Source organism: Pseudomonas sp. CCC3.1 (assembly GCF_034347405.1).
Lineage (GTDB): Bacteria > Pseudomonadota > Gammaproteobacteria > Pseudomonadales > Pseudomonadaceae > Aquipseudomonas.
In genome coordinates, this window is record NZ_CP133778.1 from 3,944,463 (window position 1) to 3,955,952 (window position 11,490).

The 11,490-nt window shown below is 57.9% G+C and carries 11 protein-coding genes; 5 read left to right on the top strand and 6 right to left on the bottom strand.

Annotated features, from left to right (window positions below; translation table 11 throughout):
- Positions 1 to 98: 98 nt before the first annotated feature.
- Positions 99 to 1,088, top strand: coding sequence for a GntR family transcriptional regulator (locus RHM56_RS17345; RefSeq protein ID WP_322234387.1), 990 nt, complete (start codon positions 99 to 101; stop codon positions 1,086 to 1,088).
- Here RHM56_RS17345 and RHM56_RS17350 read toward each other — a convergent pair whose 3' ends face one another.
- Positions 1,089 to 1,877, bottom strand: coding sequence for a class I SAM-dependent methyltransferase (locus RHM56_RS17350; RefSeq protein ID WP_322234389.1), 789 nt, complete (start codon positions 1,875 to 1,877; stop codon positions 1,089 to 1,091).
- Positions 1,878 to 1,970: 93 nt separating this feature from the next.
- Between RHM56_RS17350 and RHM56_RS17355 the strand changes: the two genes are divergently transcribed.
- Positions 1,971 to 2,591 carry an energy transducer TonB gene (locus tag RHM56_RS17355; protein WP_322234391.1) on the top strand — a complete coding sequence of 207 codons (621 nt, stop codon included), beginning with the start codon at positions 1,971 to 1,973 and terminating at the stop codon, positions 2,589 to 2,591.
- Here the strand turns inward: RHM56_RS17355 and RHM56_RS17360 are convergent.
- From RHM56_RS17360 to ppc, 5 genes are all read right to left on the bottom strand, one after another.
- Positions 2,588 to 3,457, bottom strand: a complete 870-nt coding sequence (locus tag RHM56_RS17360; RefSeq protein WP_322234394.1) for a DUF72 domain-containing protein — start codon at positions 3,455 to 3,457, stop codon at positions 2,588 to 2,590. The genes RHM56_RS17355 and RHM56_RS17360 overlap by 4 nt on opposite strands.
- Positions 3,458 to 3,461: 4 nt before the next feature.
- The gene (locus RHM56_RS17365) at positions 3,462 to 3,758 is read right to left on the bottom strand and encodes a hypothetical protein (protein ID WP_322234397.1); all 297 of its coding nucleotides are present in this window, start codon (positions 3,756 to 3,758) and stop codon (positions 3,462 to 3,464) included.
- A gap of 132 nt (positions 3,759 to 3,890) precedes the next feature.
- Entirely contained in the window at positions 3,891 to 4,577 is a 687-nt protein-coding gene (gene tsaB, locus RHM56_RS17370; protein WP_322234400.1) for a tRNA (adenosine(37)-N6)-threonylcarbamoyltransferase complex dimerization subunit type 1 TsaB, read from the bottom strand.
- A 95-nt stretch (positions 4,578 to 4,672) separates the two neighbouring features.
- Entirely contained in the window at positions 4,673 to 5,320 is a 648-nt protein-coding gene (gene adk, locus RHM56_RS17375; protein ID WP_322234402.1) for an adenylate kinase, read from the bottom strand.
- A gap of 285 nt (positions 5,321 to 5,605) precedes the next feature.
- Positions 5,606 to 8,236, bottom strand: a complete 2,631-nt coding sequence (gene ppc / locus RHM56_RS17380; protein ID WP_322234405.1) for a phosphoenolpyruvate carboxylase — start codon at positions 8,234 to 8,236, stop codon at positions 5,606 to 5,608.
- 268 nt (positions 8,237 to 8,504) lie between these two features.
- Here ppc and RHM56_RS17385 point away from each other — a divergent pair, with 268 nt between their 5' ends.
- The 3 genes from RHM56_RS17385 to RHM56_RS17395 all read left to right on the top strand — a co-directional run bounded on the left by RHM56_RS17385 (position 8,505) and on the right by RHM56_RS17395 (position 11,483).
- Complete coding sequence (locus RHM56_RS17385; RefSeq protein WP_416194861.1) at positions 8,505 to 8,918, top strand: DUF4398 domain-containing protein; 414 nt, start codon at positions 8,505 to 8,507, stop codon at positions 8,916 to 8,918.
- Positions 8,919 to 8,984: 66 nt separating this feature from the next.
- Positions 8,985 to 9,764, top strand: a complete 780-nt coding sequence (locus RHM56_RS17390; protein WP_322234408.1) for an OmpA family protein — start codon at positions 8,985 to 8,987, stop codon at positions 9,762 to 9,764.
- Between the two features lie 276 nt (positions 9,765 to 10,040).
- Positions 10,041 to 11,483, top strand: a complete 1,443-nt coding sequence (locus RHM56_RS17395; protein ID WP_322234411.1) for a glycosyl hydrolase family 18 protein — start codon at positions 10,041 to 10,043, stop codon at positions 11,481 to 11,483.
- Positions 11,484 to 11,490: the final 7 nt, after the last annotated feature.

An 11,490-nucleotide genomic window follows, 5' to 3' on the forward strand; every position in this document is an offset into this window, starting at 1 on the left:
CTTATAGGCCCCCAAAAAGTGCCGCGGATGTGGCGCTGAGTGACAGACACAACTATGAGAGAATCCCCGGCTTCCTTTTTATGTGCCCAGAGAAACCGATGAAAGCAGTGTCCGCCTCGGCCTCCCGTTACGCGATGATTCACCAGGTGTTGCGTGAAGCCATCATCAACGGGACCGCCCGCCACGGCCTGGTTTTGCTCGAAGCGCCCTTGGCCGACCTGTTCGGCACCAGCCGCGTGCCGGTGCGCAAGGCGCTGGACCTGCTGCATGACGAGGGCCTGATCTGCCGCTTCAATGGCCGCGGCTACCTGATCAACCCCGAAGGCGTCGACCTGGAGCCACAGCGCCTGCCGCTGACCCACGCGCATCTGGGGCTCAATGACGACGCAGAGTTGGTGGACACACGGCCGCTGGGGGAGCGGATTGTCGAGGAAATCGGCTCAGCCTTGTCCACCTGCATTGTGTTTGGCCACTACCGGCTGGACGAACAGGCGGCCGCTGACCACTTTGGCGTCAGCCGCGCCGTGGTGCGTGAGGCGCTGATGCGCCTGCGTGATCGGGGCCTGGTGGAAAAAGAGCCCTACTCCCAATGGCTGGCTGGGCCATTGACTGCACGGGAAGTCACCGAGGACTACGAACTGCGCGCCTGCCTGGAACCCGAAGCCTTGCGCCAGAGCGCGCCAAACCTTGATCGTGAAATGCTCGAAGCCATGTTGCAGCGCGTGCTGGCGGCACAAAACGCCACGCTGTGCAGCCTGGAAGCTATCGAGCAGATCGAGCAGGACTTGCATCAGCACTGCCTGGCGGGCCTGCGCAATCGCAAGATCGCCATGCTGATTCGCCAGGGCCAGAGCCCGATGATCATCAGCCGGATTTTCTACCGCTTGCTGGGCATTGGCGCCGACCCGGCCATGCTGGCTGAGCATCGACTGATTCTCGAACTCTTGTTGCATGGTGCCTTCGACGCCGCCGCACTCAACCTGCGTGAACACCTGCAACGGGCTCGGCAGCGGATGTTGCAGAAACTCAAAGTATTGTCGGTGCTACCCGAGCAGCCCCTGCCCGCTTACCTGCAAAAGCTCAGTTGATCAGGGCTTCAGTGCTTTCTTCGGGTAAATGTCGTAGCGGCTCGATTTACCGTCCAGTGCATGGCTCGGTTTTGGCCCGGCAATACACGGTGCCTTGCGCGGGCGCTTGACGACCACTCGATGGGTCGCCAGCGCCAGTGCTGCTTCCAGCAAGGCGGGCGCGTCGTTGTCATCCCCGACCAGCGGCCGGAACAGGCGCATTTCTTTCTTCACCAGGGCAGTTTTCTCACGATGCGGGAACATCGGGTCGAGGTAGATCACTTGCGGTGCCTCGCCCTCCCAATGACGCATCACTTCAATCGAGTTGCCTTTAAGCAAGCGCATGCGCGACACAATCGGCGCCACGTCAAAGTCTTCCAGCCCCCGGGCCAGACCGTCTTCCAGCAAGGCGCCGATCAAGGGTTGGCGCTCGACCAGACTCATCTCACAGCCCAGGCTCGCCAGCACGAATGCGTCCTTGCCCAACCCTGCCGTGGCGTCCAGCACGCGTGGGCGCACGCCTTGCTGAATACCGACCGCCTTGGCAATCATCTGCCCGGTGCCGCCACCAAATAGTCGACGGTGGGCCGCGCCGCCTTCAACAAAGTCGACCCGCACCGGGCCGGGAGCCTCCGGGCCAAGCTGTTGCAGTTGCAAACCCTGAGGCCCGACCTGCAATGCAAAGTCAGCCTCGGCCTCAGGCTCGGCCAAAGGCAGCCCCAGGCGCTCAGCCCATTGCTCGGCCAAGGCCTGATACGCCTCCTCCAATGCCTCGACGTTGATACGACTGCCTGCTGCTTGCTCACTCATCTAAAAACACGCTCAAAAATTTAATGATCGGCAAACGCTGCCGATAAATGAAATATCCGGCATTTTGCCAGAGCTGGGCGTCGACCGAGAGCTATGTCAGACATTCATTCCACATCCATCGGCTTTATTGCGCCTATTGGCGACTTTGGCCGACACAATTCTCAGATCACAGGCAGCGTCAATCACCTGTGGAAGGACTTCTATGCCCAGGCGATGGCAGAGCAGGCCTCGACTGAAGACTATGCGGCCATCGACATGCCCGCCGCCCCCGTTGATGAAAACGCCGAGCCCACGGGTGGCAGCGACCTGCTGAGCCATATCGTGACTCAGCGCCATTGCGAGGTGCAGGACACCGAGCTAAAGCCGCCTGAAGCGCTGTTTTTGCCGATTGCCGAATTCGAGCTCGATTTGCTGCCGCCGACAGCGCCACCCTTCCCGCCCGAAGAAATCACGCAACAGCAACACCAGCAGGACTTCAACGACACATGGATTCGCCCGTTGGTGATGGCGCAAGGTCATCCGCTGCCGACGCCCGGGCCTGCTCCTGAGCCGCGTCCCTTGCACCTGCCGATTGCCGAATTTGAAATGGACTTGCTCGACAAACCCGCCGAGCCGTTTGACGCCATCACCTTGATTGAACAGCAACACGCGATGGACTTCGACCTGGCCTGGGCCCGCCCATTGGTCATCAACAACCTGCGGATGGCGGCTTAAAGCAGCCCCAGTTGCTCGCTGGTGTGCGGCTGATGCAGCTCAACCAGAGCGGGTAACCCCGGCAAGCGCTCGCTCAACTGCTGATGAAACCGGCGCGCCAACTCCGGCGCCCGATGATTGTCCGGGGTGTGCAAAAACACATAGGGCGTACGCCCTTCCTCGATCCAGCCCGCTACTTTTTCAACCCAGGGTTTCAGGTAAGGGTCATTGGCTTCCAGCTCCGGACGGCCGATAAAGCGCACTTGCGGAAACTGGGTGAACGCTGCAGGGCGCGGTGGCACTTTAGGTTTTTTCGATTGCGCGTGCAGGACGGCCGGATCGCGGGAGGTGCAACTGAACAGCGCCCGAGGATCCAGGCAAATGCGCTCGACCCCGCGCTCCCTCAACAAGCGATTGAGCAAACGCTCGGCATCGCCCTTGGCAAAGAACTCCGGATGACGCACTTCAACGGCCAACGGGCGCTCCAGAGTGTCTATAAAGCTCACCAGCTCGGCCAGACGCTGTGGGCCAAAACTCGCAGGCAGTTGTAGCCAAAAGGGCGCTACACGCACTCCTAACGGCCTTAATAGCTGCAGGAAGTCATCGACGGCTTGCGTTTGCTCGCGCAAATCGCCGCCGTGGCTGATCTCACGCGGAAACTTGGCGGTGAAGCGAAAATGTTCAGGCAGGCTGTGCGCCCAGCGCTCGACAGTCACCGGTTTGGGATTGGCGTAGAACGTGGTGTTGCCTTCGACAGCATTGAAGACCTGCGCGTACAGGCTCAGAAATTCCGTTGAGTGGGCATTCTGCGGGTACAGGCCTTCGCGCCAGGCGTTTTCACTCCAGGACGGGCAACCGAGGTAATACGGGAGGTGGGCGTCAGTCATGCCGTCAAATGTACAGGTCCAGCCCCAGCACTTCTATTTCCCAATCGACAAAACCGGCGGTCGTCAGGTAGCTGGCCAAGGCGCTGGCAGCGTTTTTGCTCATGCCGCGCTGGAAGATCATGTCTTGCGAACGCACTGGCAATTGGCTGATACGTTCGCCGGAAGGCGCTGGGCGAGCGGCTTGCGGCGCACGTTCAGACTCGGATTCGCTGTCATCCACCGACTCATCAACCTGCACCTTGCCTTTGCGGGGCTTGCGCTTGATGGGGTAGGACTGAGAGGAAAAGCCGTCTATGCGCATGGCTGCATGCTCTGTAGCGATATGGGCAATTTAGCGACGTTGGCCCGACTAAGCAAATAGCCAGCAAAATCCTTGCCTCGCGATCTTTTGATCTTTTAAAAGATCGCGAGGCAAGCTCGCTCCTACAAGGGGCTATATGAGGTTACGTTCGGCTTTGGTCGCCGCGACTTTGTCGCGCAGGTACACCGGCTGGGCGTCGTCGGCGGGGATGGCTTCGCCTCGTTCCCAGGCAAAGCGTGCCAGGGTCAGCAAGTCTTCTGCGTGCGGCAACATGCCTGCGTCCAGAGCATACGGCTTGACGCTCAAGCGCTCGGCGTACCCCCAGCCCGTGCCCGCGCCAAACCATTCACCGCTGGCACCGACCGGCAAACCAGCGGTTTCAGGCGGCAATACGGCTTCAGCGCCTTGCAGGCACATTTCACCGGCCTGCTCGCGGTAGCAGCCCCAGTACACTTCGTCCATGCGCGCATCAATGGCAGAGGCCACTTGGGTCGCGCCGTGCTCGCGATAAGCGCGCTGAGCCAGGACGGCCAGGTTGGAGATCGGCAATACCGGGCGCTCCAGCGCAAAGGCCAAGCCCTGCACCACACCAATGGCGATACGCACGCCGGTAAAGGCACCCGGCCCGCGACCAAAGGCAATCGCGTCGACCGCCGACAGCTCAACCCCGGCCTGGGCCAGCAGTTCTTTAATCATCGGTAACAGCTTTTGCGCATGCAGGCGCGGGATCACCTCGTAGTGGCTCGTGACCTTGCCATCGTGCAGCAAGGCAACAGAGCAAGCTTCAGTCGCGGTATCCAGGGCCAGCAAGGTGCTCATCGGTGTTCCCGTCAGAATCAGAATTGAAAAAAGTGCAGCAGTATAAACAACAACAGCCCGCAAGCGGGCTGTTGTCAAACGTCAAAATCGAGTTATCAGCTCAGTGCTTCAAGCACTTTGGCAGTGATCGATTCAACCGAGCCAACGCCTTCAACGTGGCTGTACTTCGGCTTGCCTTGGGCAGCTGCCAGCTGCTGGTAGAAGTCCACCAGCGGCTTGGTTTGCGAGTGGTAAACCGACAGACGGTGACGAACGGTTTCTTCGGTGTCGTCTTTGCGCTGCACCAGGTCTTCGCCAGTCACATCGTCTTTGCCTTCAACCTTTGGCGGGTTGTAGACGGTGTGGTAAACGCGGCCCGACGCTTCGTGCACACGACGGCCAGCAATGCGCTGAACGATTTCTTCGTCTTCAACGGCGATTTCCAGCACGTGATCCAGCTCAACGCCATTTTTTACCAGCGCCTCAGCTTGAGGAATGGTGCGTGGGAAGCCGTCAAACAGGAAACCGTTAACGCAGTCTGGCTGAGCGATACGCTCTTTAACCAGATTGATGATCAAATCGTCAGAAACCAGACCACCGCTGTCCATCACGCCTTTAGCGATCAGACCCAGCTCGGTGCCGGCCTTCACGGCTGCACGCAACATATCGCCAGTGGAGATTTGCGGGATGCCAAATTTTTCAGTGATGAACTTTGCCTGAGTACCTTTACCGGCCCCGGGAGCTCCCAGCAGAATGACGCGCATCGATGTGCTCCTCAATTTTTTATTTAAGTGACAACAGACTCGCCTCTTTGGGCCAATCTCAAAATCGGGTGATGGCCGCATAAATGGCCAAGGGCTGATCAAGATACACAGCGGGCCCGGACCACACAAGCAGGCCAAAGTAGGAATAATCAGTGGTAAACCCGCCCTTGCGACCGGGTGTCACAGGTCGCAACCCCGTCACAAACTGCCGCGCCAACGCGTGATCGAGCACCAAAAAGGCTCGTTGTCACGCACCTTGACGCGGCAGATGACCGACCCCGGCACTTAGCCCGTGTTACGCAAGCCCGCCGCGATCCCGGCCACAGTGACCAGCAACGCCTGTTCCAGAGGGCTGTCCTGGGCCGCTTGCTGACGCCGCGAACGCGCCAGAAGCTCGGCCTGCAACAGGTGCAGCGGGTCAAGGTAGGTGTTGCGCAAGCGAATGAACTCCAGGGTATCGGGGCTGTGCGCCATCAGTTGCGACTGGCCGGTCAAACCCAATACCACCTCGCACGCCTGCGACAATAAGTCGCGTAACTGCGCACCCAAAGGCAGCAGTTCCGGGGTCACCAAACGCTCGTCATAGAGCCGGGCAATATCGGCATCGGCTTTGGCCAGGACCATTTCCAGCATGTCGATTCGAGTTCGGAAAAATGGCCACTGCTCGCGCATTTGCGCCAGCTGCTCGCCTTCACCCCGCTCAAGCGCCTGACTTAGAGCGGTTTCCCAACCGAGCCAGGCAGGCAACATCAGACGGGTTTGGGTCCAGCCGAAGATCCACGGAATCGCACGCAAACTTTCAATCCCTCCTGCCCGACGCTTGGCCGGACGACTGCCCAACGGCAAACGGCCCAGCTCTTGTTCCGGGGTGGATTGACGGAAATATTCGACGAACTGCGGGTTATCACGCACCACGGCACGGTACGCCTTGACCCCGTCGGCGGCCAGTTCGTCCATCAGCACCCGCCAGCCAGGCTCTGGAAGGGGTGGCGGCAGCAAAGTGGCTTCGAGCACTGCCGACAGGTACAGGTTGAGGTTCTGCTCGGCGATGTCCGGCAGGCCGAATTTGAAGCGAATCATCTCGCCTTGTTCGGTGGTGCGGAAACGCCCGGCCACCGAGCCCGGCGGCTGCGACAGAATGGCCTCGTGGGCCGGGCCGCCGCCACGCCCCACGGTGCCACCACGGCCGTGAAACAGCAGCAGTTCGACTTGCTGTTCCCGACAGATATTGACCAGGTTTTCCTGCGCCCGGTACTGCGCCCAGGCCGCGGCGGTGGTGCCCGCATCCTTGGCCGAATCGGAGTAGCCGATCATCACTTCCTGCGGCCCATGCAAGCGTGCGCGATAGCCCGGCAGCAGCAAAAGACGCTCAATCACAGGCCCGGCATTGTCGAGGTCAGCGAGGGTTTCAAACAACGGCACCACGCGCATCGGACGCTCAAGTCCGGCCTCTTTAAGCAGCAATTGCACGGCCAGTACGTCAGAAGCAGAACCCGCCATCGAGATCACGTAAGACCCCAGCGAAGCGCCCGGTGCAGCCGCCACTTCGCGGCAGGTGGCCAACACTTCGGCGGTCTCGGCGGCGGGTTTGAAGTAACCCGGCAACAGCGGCCGCCGGTTGTTCAATTCGCGCATCAGGAAGATCAGACGCGCATCTTCGTCCCAGTCTTCATAGCGACCCAGGCCCAGATAATCGGTGATTTCGGTCATGGCCGAGGTGTGGCGGGACGCATCCTGTCGCACATCGAGGCGTACCAGAAACAGGCCAAACGTCACGGCCCGACGCAGGCAATCGAGCAGCGGGCCATCCGCAATCACGCCCATGCCACAGGCGTGCAGCGAGTCATAACACAGTTTCAAGGGCGCCAGCAGGTCCTGGTTGTCGCGCAACACACCCTCGGGGGCAGGCTGTGCGCTGCTTAAGGAGCTCTGCGCCCAGGCACGGGTGATGCGCAGGCGTTCACGCAATTGCTTGAGCACCGCCCGATAGGGTTCGACGCTCTCCCCCGCCACTGCCAGCAGCGCCGGTGTAGCCTGCTGCATCGACAAATCGGCGGCGAGCTTATCAATGTCGCGCAGGTACAAATCGGCCGCCATCCAGCGCGCCAGCAATAGCACCTCACGGGTCACGCTGGCTGTGACATTCGGGTTGCCATCGCGGTCGCCGCCCATCCAGGAAGCAAATCGAATCGGCGCGGCTTCCAACGGTAAATGCAGGCCAGTGGCGGCATACAGGGCCGCGTCGGTGGTGCGCATCATGTTCGGCACGGCTTGCCAGAGTGAATGTTCAATGACCGCAAACCCCCACTTGGCCTCGTCTACGGGCGTGGGTCGGGTGCGGCGGATTTCTTCGGTGTGCCAGGCTTCAGCGATCAGCCGCTGCAAGCGTTGCTCGATTCGCGACTTCTCGGCCAGGGTCAAATCGCGATGGTCTTGGGCCGCGAGTTGCTCGGCAATCGCATCGTATTTCTGGATCAGGGTGCGACGCGTGACCTCGGTCGGGTGCGCAGTCAGCACCAGTTCAATATCGAGACGGCTGAGTTGGCGCGCCAGCGACTCGCCGCCATGGCCTTCAGCCAACAGTCGCGCCAGCAAGGTCGGCAACACTTGAGATTCGAAAGGCTGCGGCTCGTCATCGTCGCGACGGTGAATCAACTGGTATTGCTCGGCGATGTTGGCCAGGTTCAAAAACTGGTTGAACGCCCGCGCCACGGGTAACACTTCGTCATCGCTCAGGGCATCCAGAATGGCGCTCAACTCCGCGCCAGTTGTGCCACGCCGGTCATCCTTGGCGCCTTGGCGGATCCGTTCGATTTTGGCGAGAAATGCTTCGCCGTATTGGTCACGAATCGTATTACCCAACAGCTCACCCAGCAGGTGAACATCATCGCGCAAGCGTGCATCAATATCGGACATCAGCAATTTCTCCAGCAGATTCTGGGGGTAGCTCTTGCCCCAAGAGTGCGTTGCAACGGCGGTCTGTGGCAAGACGTGTGCGACGCAAACCTGCAATTTTCCCTGACCAATCAGTCAGAAAAGTTTTAGGCAATTAGCCATCTTTTTTTTTGAACTATTCAAAATTCGTTCAGGTCACAGCCTTTAACCATCACTGCTCGAACCTGTGTCCAACACTCCAGGTAACGCGAACGTTGTGATGGATAGGCTGTTTTTAAGGAGTTTCCTAATGGAGTTGAAGACCATGATGACCCGCACTGTCAAAACCACCTCACCTCGCCTGCGCGGGCTGAAACTGGCTGCACTGGCGATCGGTGCCAGCTTCGTTTTAGCTGGATGTGCCGGCAACCCGCCGTCCGAGCAATACGCTGTGACGCAGTCGGCCGTGAACAACGCCATCAGCGCTGGCGGTACCGAATACGCTCCAGTGGAAATGAAGTCTGCCCAAGACAAGCTCAAACAAGCCGAGCTGGCCATGCATGACAAAAAATATGACGAAGCCCGTCGCTTGTCCGAACAAGCTGAGTGGGACGCTCGTGTAGCAGAACGTAAAGCCCAAGCCGCTAAAGCCGAGAAGGCCGTTCAGGATGCTCAGAAAGCCGTTCAGCAACTGCGTCAGGAAGGCATGCGCGGCCTGCAGTAATAGCCGCCCCTCTTTGATCGCAACGGGCGACACAGCATTCCTAATCGATAGAAAGGACTAACTATTATGCGCAATACAGTATTGATCCCTGCCCTGTTGGCTCTGAGCGTTGGCTTGGCAGCGTGCTCGCACCAGCCAAACGTCAACCTGGAAAACGCCAAGACCAACTACTCGGCCCTGCAAACCAACCCTGAAGCCACTAAAGTTGCCGCTCTGGAAACCAAAGATGCTGGCGAGTGGCTGGACAAGGCTGAAAAGGCCTACCTGAACAAGGAAGACGACTCCAAGGTCGACCAACTGGCTTACCTGACCAACCAACGTGTTGAACTGGCCAAGCAAACCATCGCCCTGCGCACGGCTGAAAACCAGCTGAAAAGCGCTGGCTCCGATCGTGCCCAAGCACTGCTGGACGCTCGTGACGCTCAGATCAAGCAACTGCGCGGCATGAACGCCAAGCAAACCGAACGCGGCACCCTGGTGACCTTTGGTGACGTGTTGTTCCAGTTCGGTAAATCCGACCTGCAGCCCAACGCTCGCAACAACATCAACACCTTGGCCAACTACCTGATCCAGAACCCGGATCGCAAGGTGATTGTTGAGGGTTACACCGACAGCGTCGGTTCGGCTGCGTTCAACCAGACCCTGTCTGAGCGCCGTGCCAACGCCGTGCGTACTGCACTGGTTAAAGCAGGCGTAGACCCAAGCCGTATCGTGGCTCAGGGCTATGGCAAGGAATACCCGGTAGCCAGCAACGCTACTGATTCTGGCCGTGCTCAGAACCGTCGCGTTGAAGTGACCATCTCGAACGACAACCAGCCAGTAGCGCCGCGTTCGTCGATTCAGTAAATCTGTAGCGCTATACCAAAAGCCCTGCCTGAGCTCTCTCAGGCAGGGCTTTTTAGTTTAACGCCCCCCAAAACGCCCCCGATCGGGCTTTCAGAATTAAATATTTAAACGTTAGGTTTTTATTCTAAAACACACTAACAAACTGTAATTTTTGACAGTAGCCGCCGCGCTGTAAACCCGTCTAAATACCACACAGATATCCCCCCTCACGGCCTGGCTACAAACGCTTGCGTACTCCGACGCCGCCTATCAATACATCACTATTGAGATATTAATATGCCCACGTTGAAAAGTAAGTCCATCTCTTACCAACTCGCCGCCTCTGAAATGCCCGACATCAGTAATAAAAAAATTGTCATGGGCTTTTGGCATAACTGGGCTGAAGGCGAATGGAGCGGAAGCGGTTATCAACAAGGTTTCTTTAAAAATCTGGCCCTGACGGAGATACCCGAGCACTACAACGTGATAGCCGTCGCTTTCATGAAAGTTGCGACCGGCAGTTCAGACCCAATCCCTACCTTCAAACCGTATAACGAAACCGACGAGGAGTTTCGTCGGCAAGTAGGCGTATTGAATTCACAGGGCCGTGCCGTACTCATCTCCCTGGGCGGTGCAGATGCCCATATTGAACTGGCCAACTCGGATGAGGATGCGCTGGTCGAGCGAATTATATTTCTGGTAGAAACGTATGGGTTCGATGGCCTTGACATTGATTTGGAACAAGCCGCCATTATTGCCAAAGATAATCAGACGGTGATTCCGGCGGCCCTCAAACGGGTGAAGTCTTATTACCGGGATCAGGGCAAACATTTCATTATTAGTATGGCCCCCGAATTTCCCTATTTGCGCATGGGCAACAGTTACGCGCCTTACATCACCTCACTGGAAGGTGAATATGATTTTATCGCCCCCCAATTTTATAATCAGGCCGCTGACGGTGTTACGGTAGATGGATATGGCTACCTCAGGCAAAACGACGATGCGGTAAAAGAAGATTTCCTTTATTTCCTGACCGAAAGCATCGTTACTGGCACGCGCGGCTACATTAAAATTCCCCACGATAAATTTGTGATGGGTTTACCCAGTAATAATGATGGCGGGAACAATGGCTATGTTATTGATCCGCAGTCTGTTACTCAGGCACTGGCACGACTGGAAGCCGCCAGTCTTCCAATTAAAGGACTTATGACATGGTCCATTAACTGGGATGGCGGTCATCCTAAATCAGGCCCTGCTTACAATTGGGAGTTTATTACGCGATACGGTTATCTCTCTGACGGTGAAAACCCTGTGCCACAAAGACCTACAACGCCGCGTGAGTTCAAGTCGATCGCTCAAACGGCCCATGATATTGCTTTGGATTGGGGACCGTCTTCAGGGCCGAACCCTATTGTGAAGTATTGGCTATACCGAGACGGCAAACCCGCCGGTGAAAACGATGCCCCCCCCTTCACAGACAGGAACCTGAAACCCGATACGCTTTATAACTATCAAATATTGGCCCGAGACAGCTTAGGTAATAACTCTGATTTAAGTGCCTTTCTGCCTGTACGCACGGCGGGTAATAGCGAAGGCGAGCGAGAGTGGAAAAACGCAACCTGGTATGCCGATAACACAACCGTCACCTATCTGGGGCAGGCATACCACTGTGTGATGCAGCACACCGCTATCGAGTTCTGGACGCCGGATAAAGCTACGTCGCTTTGGCAGCGCACCTGATTCCCCA

Bases quoted from the DNA above. Each gene is read 5' to 3' on its own strand.
- RHM56_RS17345 (WP_322234387.1), top strand. From the start codon at position 99: ATGAAAGCAGTGTCCGCCTCGGCCTCCCGTTACGCGATGATTCACCAG.
- RHM56_RS17350 (WP_322234389.1), bottom strand. From the start codon at position 1,877: ATGAGTGAGCAAGCAGCAGGCAGTCGTATCAACGTCGAGGCATTGGAG.
- RHM56_RS17355 (WP_322234391.1), top strand. From the start codon at position 1,971: ATGTCAGACATTCATTCCACATCCATCGGCTTTATTGCGCCTATTGGC.
- RHM56_RS17360 (WP_322234394.1), bottom strand. From the start codon at position 3,457: ATGACTGACGCCCACCTCCCGTATTACCTCGGTTGCCCGTCCTGGAGT.
- RHM56_RS17365 (WP_322234397.1), bottom strand. From the start codon at position 3,758: ATGCGCATAGACGGCTTTTCCTCTCAGTCCTACCCCATCAAGCGCAAG.
- tsaB (WP_322234400.1), bottom strand. From the start codon at position 4,577: ATGAGCACCTTGCTGGCCCTGGATACCGCGACTGAAGCTTGCTCTGTT.
- adk (WP_322234402.1), bottom strand. From the start codon at position 5,320: ATGCGCGTCATTCTGCTGGGAGCTCCCGGGGCCGGTAAAGGTACTCAG.
- ppc (WP_322234405.1), bottom strand. From the start codon at position 8,236: ATGTCCGATATTGATGCACGCTTGCGCGATGATGTTCACCTGCTGGGT.
- RHM56_RS17385 (WP_416194861.1), top strand. From the start codon at position 8,505: ATGGAGTTGAAGACCATGATGACCCGCACTGTCAAAACCACCTCACCT.
- RHM56_RS17390 (WP_322234408.1), top strand. From the start codon at position 8,985: ATGCGCAATACAGTATTGATCCCTGCCCTGTTGGCTCTGAGCGTTGGC.
- RHM56_RS17395 (WP_322234411.1), top strand. From the start codon at position 10,041: ATGCCCACGTTGAAAAGTAAGTCCATCTCTTACCAACTCGCCGCCTCT.